Annotated in this window: 16 protein-coding genes; 6 read left to right on the top strand and 10 right to left on the bottom strand. The window is 71.9% G+C overall.

The features are described from left to right. Positions 1 to 28 precede the first annotated feature (28 nt). From BV907_RS06595 to BV907_RS06580, 4 genes are all read left to right on the top strand, one after another. Positions 29 to 1,267, top strand: a complete 1,239-nt coding sequence (locus BV907_RS06595) for a M20 metallopeptidase family protein (protein ID WP_077488939.1) — start codon at positions 29 to 31, stop codon at positions 1,265 to 1,267. Between the two features lie 47 nt (positions 1,268 to 1,314). Continuing rightward, positions 1,315 to 2,595, top strand: a complete 1,281-nt coding sequence (locus tag BV907_RS06590; protein WP_077488938.1) for an MFS transporter — start codon at positions 1,315 to 1,317, stop codon at positions 2,593 to 2,595. Positions 2,596 to 2,692: 97 nt separating this feature from the next. Continuing rightward, positions 2,693 to 3,571 (top strand): tRNA (guanosine(46)-N7)-methyltransferase TrmB, encoded by an 879-nt coding sequence (trmB, locus tag BV907_RS06585; protein WP_077488937.1) that lies wholly within the window; start codon positions 2,693 to 2,695, stop codon positions 3,569 to 3,571. A 152-nt stretch (positions 3,572 to 3,723) separates the two neighbouring features. Further along, on the top strand, positions 3,724 to 4,371 hold the full coding sequence (locus tag BV907_RS06580; protein WP_245827829.1) for a GntR family transcriptional regulator: 648 nt from the start codon (positions 3,724 to 3,726) through the stop codon (positions 4,369 to 4,371). Positions 4,372 to 4,499: 128 nt separating this feature from the next. On the opposite strand, the gene BV907_RS06575 is transcribed toward BV907_RS06580, so the two are convergent. From BV907_RS06575 to BV907_RS06555, 5 genes are all read right to left on the bottom strand, one after another. Next, entirely contained in the window at positions 4,500 to 5,291 is a 792-nt protein-coding gene (locus tag BV907_RS06575; RefSeq protein ID WP_077488936.1) for an AMIN-like domain-containing (lipo)protein, read from the bottom strand. 150 nt (positions 5,292 to 5,441) lie between these two features. Next, positions 5,442 to 7,961: a GcvT family protein gene (locus BV907_RS06570; RefSeq protein ID WP_077488935.1), complete on the bottom strand. Its 2,520-nt coding sequence runs from the start codon at positions 7,959 to 7,961 to the stop codon at positions 5,442 to 5,444. A gap of 47 nt (positions 7,962 to 8,008) precedes the next feature. Beyond that, entirely contained in the window at positions 8,009 to 8,911 is a 903-nt protein-coding gene (gene purU, locus BV907_RS06565) for a formyltetrahydrofolate deformylase (protein ID WP_217697898.1), read from the bottom strand. 133 nt (positions 8,912 to 9,044) lie between these two features. Then, positions 9,045 to 9,755, bottom strand: coding sequence for an anti-sigma factor family protein (locus BV907_RS18775; protein ID WP_175637397.1), 711 nt, complete (start codon positions 9,753 to 9,755; stop codon positions 9,045 to 9,047). After that, complete coding sequence (locus BV907_RS06555) at positions 9,752 to 10,255, bottom strand: sigma-70 family RNA polymerase sigma factor (RefSeq protein ID WP_077488934.1); 504 nt, start codon at positions 10,253 to 10,255, stop codon at positions 9,752 to 9,754. Before BV907_RS06555 ends, BV907_RS18775 begins: the two co-directional genes overlap by 4 nt. A gap of 135 nt (positions 10,256 to 10,390) precedes the next feature. Between BV907_RS06555 and BV907_RS06550 the strand changes: the two genes are divergently transcribed. Together BV907_RS06550 and BV907_RS18770 are read left to right on the top strand one after the other, a co-directional pair. Continuing rightward, a complete protein-coding gene (locus BV907_RS06550; RefSeq protein WP_077488933.1) occupies positions 10,391 to 10,969 on the top strand; it encodes a COG4315 family predicted lipoprotein in 579 nt (192 codons plus the stop codon). Positions 10,970 to 11,246: 277 nt separating this feature from the next. Then, positions 11,247 to 11,414 carry a hypothetical protein gene (locus tag BV907_RS18770; RefSeq protein ID WP_175637396.1) on the top strand — a complete coding sequence of 56 codons (168 nt, stop codon included), beginning with the start codon at positions 11,247 to 11,249 and terminating at the stop codon, positions 11,412 to 11,414. Positions 11,415 to 11,456: 42 nt separating this feature from the next. On the opposite strand, the gene BV907_RS06545 is transcribed toward BV907_RS18770, so the two are convergent. From BV907_RS06545 to dnaK, 5 genes are all read right to left on the bottom strand, one after another. Further along, complete coding sequence (locus BV907_RS06545; protein ID WP_245827828.1) at positions 11,457 to 12,365, bottom strand: DMP19 family protein; 909 nt, start codon at positions 12,363 to 12,365, stop codon at positions 11,457 to 11,459. A 132-nt stretch (positions 12,366 to 12,497) separates the two neighbouring features. Continuing rightward, entirely contained in the window at positions 12,498 to 12,920 is a 423-nt protein-coding gene (locus tag BV907_RS06540; RefSeq protein WP_077488932.1) for a heat shock protein transcriptional repressor HspR, read from the bottom strand. A 3-nt stretch (positions 12,921 to 12,923) separates the two neighbouring features. Continuing rightward, positions 12,924 to 13,907, bottom strand: coding sequence for a DnaJ C-terminal domain-containing protein (locus tag BV907_RS06535; protein ID WP_175637395.1), 984 nt, complete (start codon positions 13,905 to 13,907; stop codon positions 12,924 to 12,926). 142 nt (positions 13,908 to 14,049) lie between these two features. Continuing rightward, entirely contained in the window at positions 14,050 to 14,739 is a 690-nt protein-coding gene (locus BV907_RS06530) for a nucleotide exchange factor GrpE (protein WP_077488930.1), read from the bottom strand. Between the two features lie 2 nt (positions 14,740 to 14,741). Beyond that, the gene (dnaK, locus tag BV907_RS06525) at positions 14,742 to 16,610 is read right to left on the bottom strand and encodes a molecular chaperone DnaK (RefSeq protein WP_077488929.1); all 1,869 of its coding nucleotides are present in this window, start codon (positions 16,608 to 16,610) and stop codon (positions 14,742 to 14,744) included. Between the last annotated feature and the right edge of the window lie 80 nt (positions 16,611 to 16,690).

Raw genomic sequence — 16,690 nt, 5'->3', positions numbered from 1 at the left:
ACAGTCCGCCAGCGACTGGAAGGGAACCATGACGCTCCTGAGCGACGCCCACGGGATCCACGCGGATATCGCGCAGCTGAGGCACAGCCTGCACCGCGAGCCGGAGATCGGCCTGCACCTGCCCCGCACCCAGGAGAAGGTCCTGGCCGCCCTCGACGGGCTCGGCCTCGAGGTCTCGACCGGGACGGACACGACCTCGGTCACCGCCGTCCTCCGCGGCACCGCCCCGAGCGCTCCCGACGCCGGCGAGCCGCCGTCGTCGTCCGCCCGCCCCGTGGTCCTGCTCCGCGCCGACATGGACGGCCTCCCGGTGCAGGAGCGCACGGGCCTGGACTACACCTCGCGGATCGACGGCGCGATGCACGCATGCGGCCACGACCTGCACACCGCGATGCTGCTCGGCGCCGCGACCCTCCTGGCCGACCGCAGGCGCCAGCTCGCGGGCGACGTCGTCCTCATGTTCCAGCCCGGCGAGGAGGGCTTCGACGGCGCGTCCGTCATGGTCCGCGAGGGCGTCCTCGACGCCGCCGGCCGCCGCGCCGACGCCGCCTACGCGCTGCACGTGTTCTCGGCGTTGGAGCCGCACGGCCGCTTCGTCACCCGGCCCGGCGTCATGCTCAGCGCGTCCGACGGCGTGTTCGTCACCGTCCGCGGCGCCGGCGGCCACGGCTCGGCACCGCACAGCGCCAAGGACCCCGTCACGGTCGCCGCCGAGATGGTCCTCGGGCTCCAGACCATGGTCACGCGGCAGTTCGACATGTTCGACCCCGTCGTCGTCACCGTCGGCAGGCTCGCCGCCGGGACGCGCCGCAACGTCATCCCCGACACTGCGGAGTTCGACGCGACGATCCGCACGTTCTCCGAGGCGTCCCGCGAGCGCATGCAGGAGGCCATCCCGCGCCTGCTCGGAGGCATCGCCGCGGCCCATGACCTCGAGGTCGACGTGCGCTACGAGCCCGAGTACCCGCTCACCGTCACCGACCACGCCGAGACGGACTTCGCCGAGCGCCAGCTCGCGGAGCTCTTCGACGGCCGGCACAGCCGGCTCGCCCAGCCGCTGAGCGGCTCCGAGGACTTCTCCCGGGTCCTCGCGCACGTGCCGGGGAGCTTCATCGGGCTCAGCGCCGCCCCTCCCGGGGGCGACTACCGCGAGGCGCCCTTCAACCACTCGCCCTACGCGGCGTTCGACGACGGCGTGCTCGCCGACGGCGCCGCGCTCTACGCCCGCCTCGCCCTGGCCCGCACGGCCGATCTCGCCCTCTCCTGACCCCGGCCCCCGCCCCTGACCCGGCCCCGCCCCCCTCGGAGGACACCATGACCGCAGCAGTCACGACCCCTGCCGTGCGCTCGCCCCGGCGCACCCTCGTCGGCACCGGCATCGGCAACGCCGTCGAATGGTACGACTGGGCCATCTACGCGACCTTCGCGCCCTTCTTCGCGTCTCAGCTGTTCAACAGCGCCGACCCGACGTCCGCGATCCTCAGCACGCTCGCGATCTTCGCCGTCGGCTTTGTCGCCCGGCCCTTCGGCGGGTTCGTCTTCGGCTGGATCGGCGACCGGATCGGCCGCAAGTCCTCGATGACCCTCGCGGTCGGGCTCGCGGCGCTGGGCAGCCTCCTCATCGGGATCGCCCCGACCTTCGAGGCGGTCGGCGCGTGGTCGTCGCTCCTGCTGCTCGTGGCCCGCCTCATCCAGGGCCTCGCGCACGGCGGCGAGCTGCCGTCGTCGCAGACCTACCTCTCCGAGATGGCGCCGCGCGAGAAGCGCGGCCTCTGGGCGACCCTCATCTACACGTCCGGGACGGTCGGCATCCTCGCGGGCACGCTCCTCGGCGCCGTGCTCTCGGCCGCCCTGAGCAAGGCGGACATGGCAGCGTGGGGCTGGCGCATCCCGTTCCTCCTGGGCGCCGCGTTCGGCTTCTACGCGCTCATCATGCGGGCCCGACTCAAGGAGACCGACATCTTCGAGCATGAGACCGCCGCGGAGAAGCGCGAGCCCCTGTGGCCGCAGATCGTCCGTCACCGCAAGCAGGCCCTGCAGGTCATCGGCCTCACGGTCGGCCTGACGGTCGTGTACTACATCTGGGGCGTCGTGGCGCCGTCCTACGCTGCGACGACGCTCAGGATGGACCGCGGCGAGGCCCTCTGGGCGAGCGTCATCGCGCTCGTCGTGTTCATCGCCGCCCTGCCCGTCTGGGGCATGATCTCGGACCGGGTGGGCCGCAAGCCCGTCCTGTGGGCCAGTGCCCTCGGCAGCGCTGCGTTCCACTTCCCGATGACGTGGCTGCTCAAGGACTCGCCGTGGCAGCTCGCCGTCACGATGTCCGTCATGCTGATCTTCATCGCGGGCTCCGCCTCGGTGGTCCCGGCCGTGTATGCCGAGCTGTTCCCCGCCACGATCCGCACCGTGGGCGTCGGCGTCCCCTACTCGATCTGCGTCGCGCTGTTCGGCGGCACGGCCCCCTACCTCCAGCAGTGGCTCGGAAGCATCGGAGCGGCGAACATGTTCAACGTCTATGCCGTCGCGCTGCTGCTCGCCAGCGCGCTCGTCATCGTCACGATCCCCGAGACGAAGGCCAAGGACCTCAGCCACTGACCCCGACCGGCCCGGCCGCCCGCGACGGCGCCCGGACAGCGCAGGCTGCCGGGCGCCGTCGTGCGCGTGCCCCGGCGGCACGTAGCCTTGAAGGACCATGAGCGAGCAGTCCCAGCCGTCCCCGGCCCCCTCCCCCGCACCCCCGCCCGGCAACCCGGTCACCCCGGGCTCCCAGGCCTCCTTCGGCACGTACCGGCGCCAGCCCGTGAGTTTCGTGCGCCGGGGCACGCGCCTCCAGGGGCGCCGGCAGCAGGCGTGGGACGAGCACGCGGACGCGTTCGTCGTCGACGTCCCGCGGCACATCGCGGACACCTCGGTGCACCCGGAGTACGTGTTCGACGCCGCGGAGGAGTTCGGGCGCACGGCGCCGCTCACGGTCGAGATCGGCTCGGGCCTCGGCGAGGCGATCGTGGCCGCGGCCGAGGCGAACCCCGGGCGGGACTTCCTCGCCGTCGAGGTCTACCGGCCAGGGCTCGCGAACACGCTCCTGCGGATCGGCCAGCGCGGGCTCACGAACGTCCGCGTGGTCCAGGCCAACGCGCCCGAGGTGCTCGGCTCGATGCTGCCGGCCGGCTCGGTCGACGAGCTGTGGGTGTTCTTCCCGGACCCGTGGCACAAGACCAAGCACCACAAGCGGCGCATGGTCAAGGACTCCTTCGCCGAGCTCGCCGCGCGCGTCCTGGCCGCGGGCGGGACGTGGCGGCTCGCCACGGACTGGTCCGGCTATGCGCAGCAGATGAGGGACGTCGTGTCCGCCTCGCCGGACTTCCGCAACGCGCACGCCGGCGAGCGGGCGGGGGCGGCGAGCCCGCTCACGGCCGCGTGGGCCTCGGGCGTGGACTGCGAGCCGACCGGCGAGCAGGACGAGGTGGGCGGCTGGGCGCCGCGCTTCGAGGGCCGGGTCCTCACGAGCTTCGAGAACAAGGCGCTCAAGGCCGGACGGGTCATCTTCGATATCGCCGCCGTCCGGCAGTAGTGCCTCTGGGCGTATGAAACGGCACAGCTCACGCCGGAAAACGCGGCTTCCGGGGCCGAATCCGCTCTGAGTTGTGCAGTTTCTGACGCCGAACGGCCCCGCGACGGGCACGAGTCGTGGCCGCTCCGCCATACGTCTGATATATCTAGGCTGTGGGAACTGCCAGCACCGTGGGCCGCACCTTGGCGGAACACGCCTACCTCGAACTGCGCGAGCGCATCATCGACATGCGCCTCCCGCCCGGCGCGGCCCTGGACGAGGACGCGCTCATGCGGGAGCTCGGCGTGGGCCGCACGCCGATGCGCGAAGCCGTGAAGCGGCTCGAATCCGACCGCATGCTGACCGTCTACCCGCGGCGCGGCACGATCGTCTCCGACGTGAACATCCGCGACCTGCGCGCGATCTCCGACGCGCGGCGCGTGCTCGAGGCCTTCGCGGCGCGCAAGGCGGCCGAGCACGTCACCGACGAGGACCGCGCCGCGCTCCGCGCGTGCCTCGAGGACCTTTCGCGGGCCGAGGTCGGCTCAAACGAGGCCTCGATGGCCCTCGACGAGCGGATCCACCGCACGGTCTATGCGATCATGCGCAACTCGTACGTCGAGGCGACGCTCGTCCAATACTTCAGCCTGTCCCAGCGCATGTGGAACTTCGTCCTGAGCGGGCTGGCCCCGATCTCCGGCAACGTGCACGAGCACGCCGGGCTCCTCCGGGCGATCCTGGACGGCGACCCCGACAAGGCGGCCCGGCTCGCCGAGGAGCATGTGACGCACTTCGAGGACCTCGTCCGCAGCGCGCTCTGATACGGGAGTCGACGTACCCCCGTTTCGGGTACGCATCTCGTCCCCCTATGAGGATTCCGGGTACAGCGACGGGGGCCGTCCGTGTACCCGAAACCCGATTTCCGCGTCGAGGTCCGTACCCGAAACGGCTAGCCCTTCCAGGGCGTCTGGTCCACCTGGACCGCGACGACGAACAGGTGCTGCCCCTGCTCGATCTTCTCCACCTCGATCACGCGGATCTGGCTCTGGGCGGTGCTGCCCGCCCGCCCGACGCCCACGCCGTAGGTCACGTAGCCCTCGTAGTCCCCCGCATCGGCGTAGCTGGTGATGGCCGTGTAGCCCACCGCCCCGTCGGGCGCCGAGACGACGCTCGAGGCCCCGTCCTCGGTATGGGCCTGGGCGGGGGTGAAGCGGATCCGGAGGACCGCCGCCGTGCCCGGCATCGGAATGGTCGCACCGCTCCCGTCCTGCGTCAGCTCGGGCACGTACTCGAGGTCGTAGCCGGGGAAGGCGCCCTTGAAGCGGAAGCTGATCTGGTCGTAGGGACGCACCTCGCCGGTGGGGTGCGCGCCCACCCCGATCGTGTACAGGTAGGGCAGGCCGGGCTCGGGCGGCTGGGCGATGGGCGGCTGGACCTGATGCGGGATGCTCCACGGAGAAGCCGTCGCGGGGACGCCCCAGTCGTGCCGCAGGGTCGAGGAGATCACCCGGTCGCCGCTCTGCGGCGGGGCCGTCTGGTCCGTGTCGGGGCCAGGGGTGGGGGCCGACGGCGGAGCGGTCGCCGTCGGCGTCGCTGTAGCGGTGACCGTAGTGGTCACCGTGGTCGTGGCGGTGGGACCGCCGGGGGGCTGACCGACGCAGCCGGACAGCAGGACGGCGGCAGCGCCCGCCACCCCGAGGAGGCGGCGGCTGAAGCCCGGCTGGGCTGAGGACCCTGACATGGCGGCTCCTTGACGAACCTGTCCCGACTCCCTTAAGGATCGCAAGAACGCCGCGGGATTCTCCAGAGGCTTTCGCCCGCGGCGGGCGGGCACGACGGCGGGGCCGCACCCCCCGGGATATCGCCCGGCGGGTGCGGCCCCGGCTGCGGCTCAGGCGCGGATCTTGGCCATCTCCGGGTCGACGAGCGGCTCGGCCACGACGGTCGCGGCGATGCGACGGCCGAAGTACTCGATCTCCACGGCGCCGCCCAGCTCGACGTCGCCCGGGAGCCACGCGTACGCGACCGGCTTGCGGACGGTGTGCCCGAAGGCGGCGCTCGTGACATAGCCGGCGAGGGCCCCGCCCACGTACACGGGCTCCTTGCCGAGGACCATGGAGGCGCCGTCGTCGACCGTGAGGCAGCGCAGCCGGAGCTCCGGCTGTCCCGCCGCGGCCGCCTCGAAGGCGGCCTTGCCCACGAAGTCCCCCTTCGCGGGGCGGACGGCGAACTCGAGGCCGGCCTGGACCGGATCGTGCTCGGTGGTCATGTCCGTGCCCCACGAGCGGTAGCCCTTCTCGAGCCGGAGGCTGTTGAAGGCGCTGCGGCCGGCGGCGATCACGCCGAACGACTGGCCCGCGCCCCAGAGCGCGTCCCAGAGGCGCTGCCCGTACTCGGCCGAGGTGTAGATCTCCCAGCCGAGCTCGCCGACGTAGGAGAGGCGCATGATCCGCACGGGGATGCCCGCGATGGAGGTCGAGACGGCCCTGAAGTACTTGAGCCCGTTGTTCGTGAGGTCAGCCGCGGTGAGCGGCTGGACGAGGTCGCGGGCCTTGGGCCCCCACACGCCGACGCAGCACGTGCCGCCCGTGGTGTCCCGGACCTGGACCCAGTCCTGCGGCGACGCCGCCGTCTGGTCCGCCGCCTCGCGCGTGAGGTAGTCGAGGTCCAGGCCGCCGTTGGCGCCGATCTGGAAGAGGTCCTCCTCGATCCGGGCCACCGTCAGGTCGCTCTTGATGCCGCCGGCCTCAGTGAGCATGAGCGTGTACGTGACGGACCCGATGCTCTTGTCGATCTGCCCGGTCGTGAGCCGCTGCAGGAGGCGGAGGGCGCCGGGGCCCGAGACCTCGAGCCGCTTGAGCGCCGTCATGTCGTACATGGCCACGTTGGTCCGCGTCGCGTAGGCCTCGGCGGCGGCGATCGGGGAGTCGTAGGCGGCGGACCAGTCGTCCCGGGCAACCGGCTGCCACTCGGCGGGCAGCGTGTCGAGCAGGCCGCGGTTGGCCTCGTACCAGTGCGGGCGCTCCCAGCCGCCGGACTCGAGGAAGACAGCGCCGAGCGCGCGCTGGCGCGCGTTGAAGGGCGAGACGCGCAGCCCGCGCGGCGACTTCCGCGGCTCGAGGGGGTGCTTGATGTCGTATACCTCGACGAAGCTCTGCTTCGAGGTCTCGAGCACGTAGTCGTCCTGGAGCTGGATCTCCTCGAAGCGGGCCACGTCGAGCTCGTGCAGGTCCGTCTCGGACTGGCCGTGGACGAGGAGCTCGGCGACGGCCTTCGCGACGCCCGCCGAGTGCGTGACCCACACGGCCTCGGCGATGTAGAAGCCGCGCACCTCGGGCGACTCGCCCACGAGCGATCCGCCGTCCGGGGTGAACGAGAAGATCCCGTTGAAGGCGTCGGCGATCTCGGCCCGGTCGAGGGCGGGGAGGAGCTGGCGGGACGCCTTGAAGGCCTGCTCGAAGTCCGCGGGCGTGAACTCGAGGCGCGAGGGCATCGCGTGGTCGGCCATGTCCTTCCCGTCGACAGCGGGGAGCTCGTCGTAGCCGACGGCGATCGGGCGGTGGGCGTACGAGCCGATACCGAGGGCCTCGCCGTGCTGGCGGAAGTAGAGGCCCTCGTCCTGGTGGCGCAGGATCGGCAGGGCGGCACTGTTGCCGGTCCCGAGGATGTGGCTGCCGCCGAGGGCGACGCCGTCGGCCTGCTCGGCGAGCTCCTGCACGGCGGTGGTCTTGACGTACTGGTGCGCCATCGGCACGAGCGGGACGGGCATCCCGACGAGCTCCCCGAGCTGGGGGCCCCAGAATCCCGCGGCGGAGATCACGACGTCGGCGGGGACGACGTCGTCGCCCGTCCTCACGCCCGTGACGCGGCCGCCCGCACGCTCGATGCCGGTGACGGTCACGCCGCCGATGAACCTCGCCCCGCGCGCCTCGGCGCGCTCGCGGAGGATCTCGACGGCGAGGAGCGACGACGCGAGCCCGTCGCCGGGGAGGTGCAGGCCGCCGAGGACGATGCTCTCGTCGATGAGCGGGTGGAGGGCCTTGGCCTCGGCCGCGTCGACGAGGCGGGCCTCGACGCCCCAGGCGGTGGCCCAGCCGTGGCGGCGTTTGAGCTCCGCGAGCCGGCTCTCGCTCGTGGCGATCTCGAGGCCGCCGACGGCGTTGAACGCCGAGAAGCCGGGCCGCGTGAGCGAGGCGAACTTCCGCCCGGTGTAGGCGGCCATCTCCGTCATGGTCTTCGAGGAGTTGGTCTGGAAGACGAGGCCCGGGGCGTGGGACGTGGAGCCGCCGGTCAGCGGGATCGGCCCCTTGTCCAGGACGGTGATGTCCGTCCAGCCCCGGGACGTGAGCTCGTCGGCGAGGTTGGCCCCGACGATGCCGGCGCCGATGATGACAACGCGTGGTGAAGGCATGGTTCCCTCTGTCTCTTGAGTCGTGAGGTGGTTCTGGCGACGCCGCGTCAGGCGAAGATGATGGTGCGGTGGCCGCTGAGCAGGACGCGCCGCTCGGCGTGCCAGCGGACGGCCCGGGCGAGGGCGATGGTCTCGGACTCCCGGCCGAGGGTCGCGAGGTCCTGCGGGGCCAGACGGTGGTCCACCCGGATGACCTCCTGCTCGATGATCGGGCCCTCGTCGAGGTCGGCCGTGACGTAGTGGGCCGTGGCCCCGATGTGCTTGACGCCGCGGGCGTGGGCCTGGTGGTACGGCTTGGCCCCCTTGAAGCCGGGCAGGAACGAGTGGTGGATGTTGATGGCCCGGCCGGCCAGCCTCCGGCAGAGGTCGTCCGAGAGGATCTGCATGTAGCGGGCCAGGACCACGAGGTCGGCGCGGTACTCCTCGACGAGGGCGAGGAGATCGGCCTCGGCACCCGGCTTGGTCTCGGGCGTCACCGGGATGTGGATGAACGGCAGCCCGGCCGCCTCCGCCATGGGGCGCAGGGTCGGGTGGTTGGAGACGACGGCGACGAGCTCCGCCGCGAGGTTGCCGGCCTTCCAGCGGTAGATGAGGTCGTGGAGGCAGTGGTCCTCCTTGGAGACCATCACGAGGACCCGCGGCGCCGCGGCCGGGTGGAACGTGAACTCCATCCCGAAGTGCTCGGCCGTCTCCGCGAACTCGGCCGTGAGGGCGTCGGCGTCGATCGTGCCCTCGGAGCTGAAGGCGGTCCGCAGGTGCAGCGCGCCCTCCGAGGCGTCGTCGAACTGCTGGTGCTCCGTGATGTCGAACCCCCGCTCGACGAGGAAGCTGGAGACGGCGTGGACGATCCCGGCGCGCTGGGGGCATGAGAGCGTCAGCACCGCCGTCGGGGTCACGCGTGCTGCGGGGGCCTCGGCGGTCGAGCGCGAGAGGGTAGGGGCTGCGGTCACAGGGGCGTCCTTCCAGGATGGTCCGTGCTCATACAACTGATATATAACAGACGGTAGAGGTGCGGATCACATCGCGTCAAGGGTCAATTTGCCTGAGGTCGCGCCGTGGGACCCCCGAGGTCGGGTCCCCGCGTCAGCCCAGGGTGAGGCTCGCGACCGTCCGCTCGGCCTTGTCGCGGATCTGGATGGCGCGGATGTCGGCGAGCTGCACGGACGTCGCCCCGGTGAGGACCGCTGTGCGCGAGTACCCGGTCGAGGACCAGCCTGCAGCCCGCTCCTGGCTCCCGTCCGCCGCGACCACCCAGACGCTGAAGACCTCGTCCGGCGGCATGCCGCGGCACACGAGGTCGAGCTGCGTCCCCCAGCCCCGCCGGCCGAGCGAGAGCTCGACGTCGGCCCCCTCGGCCGAGGAGAGCAGGTACGTCGCGGCGGGCGCGCTGGGCGAGGTCGACGCGCTCGGCGAGGGCCCGGCGTCGGGCGCCCCCGCCCGCAGGGCCGGCCCGAGCGCGGCGCCCGCGGCGAAGAATGCCGCCGCGGCCGCGGCGAGGCCCGCCCCCCACGCGAGGCGGCGCGCACGACGGCGGCGCCGCACCCGGGCGAGCAGGGCAGCGGGCGCGGCGGCCGCCTCGGGCGGGCGGCCCGCGTCGCGCGCGAGGGCGACCGCGCGCGGCACGGGCACCGCGTCCAGGAGCGCGGGGAGGGACTCGAGCGCGGCGAGCTCCGCGCGGCAGGCCGCGCATTCGGCGAGGTGGGCCTCGAGGGCGCGGGACTCCTCGTGCGGGAGCGCCCCGAGGACGTAGGCGCCGAGATCGAGGCGGGCGCGGCGGTGGAGCTCGCCGTTCACCGGTCCACCCCCATCTCGTCGAGCGCGGCGCGCAGGGAGCGCAGCCCATAGAAGCAGCGGGACTTGACGGTCCCCCGCGGGACGCCGAGCTCCCGGGCGGCCTCGGCGACGCTCAGCCGGCGGTAGTGCACGGCGATGAGGGCCTGCCGGTGCTCGGGCGTGATCCGGGCGAGGGCCTCCTCCATGACGACGCGGTCGACGAGCTCCTGCATCGGCTCCCCGTCCGCGACGGCGTCGAAGCCGTCTTCGCCGAGCGGCGCGACGGCGTGCGGCCGCCGCTCGGCGCGCCGGTGCTGGTCCACGATGAGGTTCCGCACGGTCCGGTAGAGGTAGGCGCGCAGGCTCGAGGCGTCGGGCGGGCCCTGCCGCCAGACCCGGATGATGGCTTCCTGGACGATGTCCTCGGCCTGCTCGCTGCCGACGGCGCCGCGCGCGAACCGGCGCAGGGCGGCCCCGTGGTCGCGGTACAGCGCCGCGACGGCGTCCTCGTCCATGGGCATCGTGGCCTCCTTGCACGGGTGGACACGCCCGCCGGGGCCGATCGGTTCACCCGGATGTGAACCATTCTGCGCCCGGCGACGTGTGAGGGGGCAGCGGCGGCCCGCCGGACCGCCACGTCCAGGAAGGAGCCGATCATGGCAGCACTGACGGAGGCGGCGCGACGGCGGGTACGGCTGAGACTCGCGGCGCTGTGTGCGGCGGCGGCTCTGGGGCTCGCCGGCTGCGCGGGCGGGCCGAGCACGACGACGCCGCCCGGCACCACGGGCGGGGAGACGAGCCCGGTCGCGCCCGTGCCAGACCCATACGGCGGCGGCCCGGTCCCGACGCCGCCCGCGCCGGCACCGGCGTCGGATGTCGCACTCAAGACCGCGACGGCAGGCGCGCACACGATCGTCGTCGGCGGGGAGGGCAAGACCGTCTACTACTACACGAAGGACGAGGCGAACTCCGGGAAGTCGGCGTGCGTGGGAGGCTGCCTTACGCTGTGGCCGCCGGTGACCGTGGACTCGGAGCAGCCCGCCGTCGAGGGCGTCACGGGGACGATCGGGACGATCGCGGCCCCGGACGGAAAGCGCTGGGTCACGCTCAACGGCCTGCCGCTGCACTACTACGCGAACGACACCAAGGCGGGCGACACGACGGGCCAGGGCGTCGCCGGCGTCTGGTACGTCGCCGCGCCGGACGGGAAGATGATCACGGACCCGCTCGAGTAGGGCTCGCGTGGCATCGGTCCATGGCCGATGCTGCACGCACGTGGAGCGACGAGCACGGCGTCACGGGCTACGCCCAGTACGCCGTCTCGTGGGAGGTCTTCGGCTATGGCGGGCGCGGCTGAGGACCCCCGAGGACGTCGACGACGTGCTCTTCGACCTCCTCGAGGCAGCCCACGCCCAGAACTCCTGACCCGTCGCCGACGCCCCGGCTCCCCCGGGCTCTGGCCCCCCTCGGGGGCCGAGAGTAGGCTGGGTGCTCCAACGTGAGGGAGGGACCATGTCAGACTTCCGCACCTACACGGAAGACGAGAAGCACAGCTACGTGGCGCCGTCGTGCGAGCTGTGCGGACAGCACCGCCACATCGTGTGGCAGCAGGACGGCGAGCGCTGGACGCCCCGGGACAAGGGCTGCTCGAACGAGGCCTGCCCGGAGTTCGCCCCCTGATGCGCTCCGCCGCCTGACGCGCCGCCTGACGCGCCGCCCGGGTCAGCCGGCCGGCTGGCCCTGGGGCTGGCCCTCGGGCTCGCGCTCGGACTCCCCGCTGCGCGGGTCGTCCTCGTACATGTCGAACTCGTCCTCGTCGAACTCCTCGAACTCGACCGCCGCGAGGATCTCCTGCGTCGCCGGGTCGATCATGTACGCCTCGTCGTCCTCCTCGACCATGAGGTACTCCCCCTGCTCGGTCGTGAACCGCCAGGCCAGGGTCTTGACCCCGTGGTGGAGGTAGTTCGGGTCGCCCATCGTGATGGCCTGCAGCTCGTGCCCGGCGACGTCGCACAGCTCCCGGATCACGAGCTCGAAGTCCGGCACGTCCACGAGGGAGTCCTCCTCGGCCGCGGCGCGCCGCTCCTCGAGGTCCTCGATGAGCCCCACGCGGCGGGCGATCTCGTCCTCGATCCCGTCCTCGTCGAGCGCGAGGACGCCCTCGACCCCGCGCAGCCACGCGCCGTTGAGCGCCACGAGGTCCTCCTCGGACAGGAGCGGTTCGAAGCGCTCGTCGAGCGCCTCGAGCGCGGCGACGGCGTCGACCTCGTCGTCGCCGTCCAGGTATGCCTCCGCGTCCTCCTCGCTGAGCGCTTCGAACGCCGCGACGAGCTCCTCGAAGAGCGCGAGGTGCGCCTCGGCGCGCATCGCCTGCAGCCCCTCACGGACGTACCCGTCGATTCCGTGGTGGTCGCCGGCGCTCACGACGTACTGGGCGAAGCCGCCGTCGAGCGACTGGGTCAGGTAGAAGTCCACGTAGTAGCTCCGCAGCGCGTCCCCGGAGATCTCGCGCTCGTCGAGGAGCTCCTCGTACATGGCGTTGACGACGTCGACGTTCGCGTCGACGACGGCCTCGCTGCCGGCCGCGAGGGCCTCGGTGGGGAGGACGACGGGGTGCTGGCTCGTGCTCATGCGGGACTCCTCGCTCGGGCGGTCAATCACGCCTCGAACCTACGACGGCGCGCTGCCCGAGAAGCACATTCGCACGGGAGCAGCGGGTGAACGTTGGGCGAACCCTGGGCGAGGGGAGGGCGCCCGCCCCGCTCAGCGCGGCGGGCGCCAGACCACGAGGGCCTGGGAGCGGGGCTGCGGGCGCTGCCCGCGGGCGAGCGACACGACGTCCCCCGCAATCCCGGCGGCGAAGACTCGGCGCGGGTCCCCGCTGACGCGCTGGGCCTCGGCGAGGTCCGCCTGCAGCTCGGCGACGCGCGCCTGCAGGGCCGCGACCTGGTGCTCGAGCTCGAGGATCCGCCGGATGCCCTCGAGGGAGACGCCGTCCTTGGACAGGCGCTGGACCTCGCGGAGCATCTCGACGTCGCGCTGGGAGTACCGGCGCTGCTTGCCCGGCTGCCGCGAGGGCGAGACGAGCCCCAGGCGGTCGTACTGGCGCAGGGTCTGCGGGTGCATCTCGGCCAGCTCCGCCGCCACGGAGATCACGAAGATCGGTGCGAACGGATCGATGGCCATGGCCTAGAGCCTCGCCTTCTCCGCAAGGTGCGCGCGCGGGTCGGACTGGCCGTTCTTGGCCACGGCCTCGGCGAAGGCGCGGACGGCGTCCTCGGCCTCGCGCGGGAGGTTCTGGGGGACGACGACGTCGATGGTCACGAGCAGGTCGCCCGTGGCCTTCGAGGTCGTGACACCCCGGCCCTTGAGCCGGAGCGTGCGGCCCGAGTTCGTCCCGGCGGGGACCTTCATCCTGACGGTGCCGCCGTCCACGGTGGGCACCTCGATCTGGGCGCCCAGGACGGCCTCGTCGAAGGTCACGGGGACGTGGATGCGGAGGTTGTCGCCCTCGCGCGCGAAGAACTCATGGGGCTTGACGTTGACGGTCACCATGAGGTCGCCGTTGCCCGCCGAGCCGGGGGCGCCGCGGCCGCGCACGCGGACCTTCTGGCCGTCGCGGATGCCGGGCGGGATGCGCACGTCGATGACCTCGCCGTTCTGCTCGCGCAGCCCGATCGTCGTGCCGCGGATCGAGCCCGCGAAGGAGATCGTCGTCGTCGCCTCTCGGTTCGCACCCCGCTGGGGCGGCGGCTGGAAGCCGCCCTGCCCGAAGCCGCCGCCGAACCCGCCGCCGAACAGGTCCGCGAACTCGGGCGGGAGGTTGCCGGTGTTGAAGCCGCGCGAGTGGCGGCCGGCGCCGCCCGTGAAGAGGCCGCCGAAGAGGTCCTCGAAGCCCGCGGCACCGCCGCCGGCTCCGCCGGGGGCGAAGCGCGCGCCGCCCATGGCCCGGATCGCGTCGTACTGCTGGCGCTCCTCGGGGTCCGAGAGCACGTGGTGCGCCTCGGTGATGTCCTTGAACTTCTTCTCGGCCTCGGGATCGCCGGCGTTGGTGTCCGGATGGTACTTGCGGGCGAGCTTGCGGTAGGCCTTCTTGATGTCTTCGGCGGAGGCGTCCTTGGACACGCCGAGAATGGAGTAGAAGTCCTTCTCCACCCAGTCCTGACTTGCCACGAACGCTCCTTAGCTCGAATCCTGCTTCAAGTGTCCTACGGTTTCGGGTACGCATCTCGCCGGGGATTCGGCCTTCCGGGTACAGCGAGGTGTACCCGTAAGGGCCGAATCGGGGCGAGATGCGTACCCGAAACGGATGGGGCTAGCCCTGGGGGGTCGCCACGATGACCTGGGCCGCCCGCAGGACGCGGCCCGAGGTCCGGTAGCCGCTGCGCAGCACCTGCTGGACCGTGTCCACCTCGATGCCCTCGCCCGGCTGCTGGATGAGGGCCTCGTGAATGTTCGGGTCGAACTCCACGCCCGCCGCGTCAATCCTCTCGAGCCCGTGACCGGTCAGGACCGACTCGAGCTTGCCGGCGATCGAGGCGAACGGGCCCTCCGCGAGGTCGCCCGCCTGCCGTGCCGCTTCGATGTCGTCGAGGACCGGCAGGAGCGAGGTCAGCACGCCCATGACGGCGACCTCGCCGGCCACCGCACGGTCGCGCTCGACGCGCTTGCGGTAATTGACGTACTCGGCCTGGAGCCGGAGCAGGTCCTCGCGGAGCTCGGCGACGACGGCGTCGTGCGCCGCGGCCTCGGCCCCCGCCGCGGCCTCGCTCAGGATCTGCTCGGCCTGGGCCAGGGCGTCGCCGGTGTCGTGCGCCTCGTCGACGGGACGGATCTCCTCGTGCGCCTCGGGGTGCTGCGAGGAGCCGTCCTGCTCGGGATGCCGGGCCTTGCCGGTCACCGGGTCGACCTTGCGGTGGTCCCGGATGACCGGCTCCGGGCGTTCGCCGGCGGTCGTTTCGCGCTCGCGCTCGCGCTCGTGCTCGTTTCCGTGATCGGGAGCCATGGCTACTTCTTCTCGTCCTCGTCCACGATCTCGGCGTCGACGATGTCCTCGTCGGCACCGGCCTTGTCGCCGGCGTCGGCGGTGCCGGCCTTGGCGCCATCGGAGGCGGCGGAGCCGGCCTGGGCCTGGGCGTAGATGGCCTCGCCGAGCTTCGTCTGGGACTGCTGGAGCTTCTCGAACGCTGCCTTCACGGCGTCGTCGTCCGTGCCCTCGAGCGCCTTCTTGAGCGCATCGACGTCGGCCTTGACCTCGGTCTTGACCTCCTCCGGGAGCTTGTCCGCGTTGTCGGCGATGAGCTTGTCCACGGAGTAGGCGAGCTGCTCGGCGGCGTTGCGCGTGTCGGCGGCCTCGCGGCGGGCCTTGTCCTCGGCGGCGTGGGCCTCGGCGTCGGCGACCATGCGCTCGATGTCCTCCTTGGACAGCGCCGTGCCGCCCGAGATGGTCATCGACTGCTCCTTGTTGGTGCCCTTGTCCCTCGCGGAGACGTGGACGATGCCGTTGGCGTCGATGTCGAACGTGACCTCGATCTGCGGGATGCCACGCGGGGCCGGGGCGATGCCCGTGAGCTCGAAGGTGCCCAGCGGCTTGTTGTCGCGGGTGAACTCGCGCTCGCCCTGGAAGACCTGGATGGACACGGACGGCTGGTTGTCGTCGGCCGTCGTGAAGGTCTCCGAGCGCTTGGTCGGGATGGCGGTGTTGCGCTCGATGAGCTTCGTCATCACGCCGCCCTTGGTCTCGATGCCGAGGGAGAGCGGGGTCACGTCGATGAGCAGGACGTCCTTGCGCTCGCCCTTGAGGACGCCGGCCTGCAGCGCGGCGCCGACGGCGACGACCTCGTCCGGGTTCACGCCCTTGTTCGGCTCCTTGCCGCCGGTGAGCTCCTTGACGAGATCGGAGACGGCCGGCATGCGGGTCGAACCGCCGACGAGCACGACGTGGTTGATGTCGGAGAGCTTGATGCCCGCCTCCTGGATCACGTCGTGGAAAGGCTTCTTGGTCCGGTCCAGGAGGTCCTTGGTCAGGTCCTGCAGCTTGGCGCGGGAGAGCGCCTCGTCGAGGTGCACCGGGCCGTCGGGGGTGACGGAGAGGTACTGGAGGGAGATGTTCGTGCTCGTCGAGGACGAGAGCTCCTTCTTGGCCTGCTCGGCGGCCTCGCGGAGGCGCTGGAGGGCGATGCGGTCCTTCGAGAGGTCGATGCCCTTGACCTTGAGCTGGGTGAGCAGGTACTCGACGACGCGCTGGTCCCAGTCGTCGCCGCCGAGGCGGTTGTCGCCAGCGGTCGCGCGGACCTGGATGGTGGAGAAGCCGTCGTCGTCCTTGCCGACCTCGAGGAGCGAGACGTCGAACGTGCCGCCGCCGAGATCGAAGACGAGGATGAGCTCGTCCTCCTTGCCCTTGTCGAGGCCGTATGCGAGGGCGGCGGCCGTGGGCTCGTTGATGATGCGCAGGACGTTCAGGCCCGCGATCTCGCCGGCCTCCTTCGTGGCCTGGCGCTCGGCGTCGTTGAAGTACGCCGGGACGGTGATGACGGCGTCGGTGACCTTCTCGCCCAGGTACGACTCGGCGTCGTTCTTGAGCTTCATGAGGATGCGCGCGGAGATCTCCTGCGGCGTGTACTTCTTCTCGTCGATGCCGATCGACCAGTCGGTGCCCATGTGGCGCTTGACCGAGGCGACGGTGCGCTCGATGTTGTTGACCGCCTGGCGCTTGGCGATCTCGCCGACGAGGACCTCGCCCGTCTTGGAGAACGCGACGACGGACGGCGTCGTGCGGCCGCCCTCGGCGTTGGCGATGACCGTCGGCTCGCCGCCCTCGAGGACGGAGACGACGGAGTTGGTGGTTCCGAGGTCGATGCCTACTGCGCGGGACATGGGTTCCTCCTGCTGGTGGTCGGACTGTGCTCGCCCAACCATGCAAGTTGAGCGGTCTGCACTCAAGTCTACGCAGAGCG

This window comes from Sinomonas mesophila (assembly GCF_001999765.1).
GTDB classification, from domain to species: Bacteria; Actinomycetota; Actinomycetes; order Actinomycetales; family Micrococcaceae; genus Sinomonas; species Sinomonas mesophila.
Note: the sequence above shows the minus strand (reverse complement) of the source record. Positions and strands in the feature narration are given on the sequence as shown.

Bases quoted from the DNA above. Each gene is read 5' to 3' on its own strand.
- BV907_RS06595 (WP_077488939.1), top strand. From the start codon at position 29: ATGACGCTCCTGAGCGACGCCCACGGGATCCACGCGGATATCGCGCAG.
- BV907_RS06590 (WP_077488938.1), top strand. From the start codon at position 1,315: ATGACCGCAGCAGTCACGACCCCTGCCGTGCGCTCGCCCCGGCGCACC.
- trmB (WP_077488937.1), top strand. From the start codon at position 2,693: ATGAGCGAGCAGTCCCAGCCGTCCCCGGCCCCCTCCCCCGCACCCCCG.
- BV907_RS06575 (WP_077488936.1), bottom strand. From the start codon at position 5,291: ATGTCAGGGTCCTCAGCCCAGCCGGGCTTCAGCCGCCGCCTCCTCGGG.
- BV907_RS06570 (WP_077488935.1), bottom strand. From the start codon at position 7,961: ATGCCTTCACCACGCGTTGTCATCATCGGCGCCGGCATCGTCGGGGCC.
- BV907_RS06555 (WP_077488934.1), bottom strand. From the start codon at position 10,255: ATGCCCATGGACGAGGACGCCGTCGCGGCGCTGTACCGCGACCACGGG.
- BV907_RS06550 (WP_077488933.1), top strand. From the start codon at position 10,391: ATGGCAGCACTGACGGAGGCGGCGCGACGGCGGGTACGGCTGAGACTC.
- BV907_RS18770 (WP_175637396.1), top strand. From the start codon at position 11,247: ATGTCAGACTTCCGCACCTACACGGAAGACGAGAAGCACAGCTACGTG.
- BV907_RS06545 (WP_245827828.1), bottom strand. From the start codon at position 12,365: ATGAGCACGAGCCAGCACCCCGTCGTCCTCCCCACCGAGGCCCTCGCG.
- BV907_RS06540 (WP_077488932.1), bottom strand. From the start codon at position 12,920: ATGGCCATCGATCCGTTCGCACCGATCTTCGTGATCTCCGTGGCGGCG.
- BV907_RS06530 (WP_077488930.1), bottom strand. From the start codon at position 14,739: ATGGCTCCCGATCACGGAAACGAGCACGAGCGCGAGCGCGAGCGCGAA.
- dnaK (WP_077488929.1), bottom strand. From the start codon at position 16,610: ATGTCCCGCGCAGTAGGCATCGACCTCGGAACCACCAACTCCGTCGTC.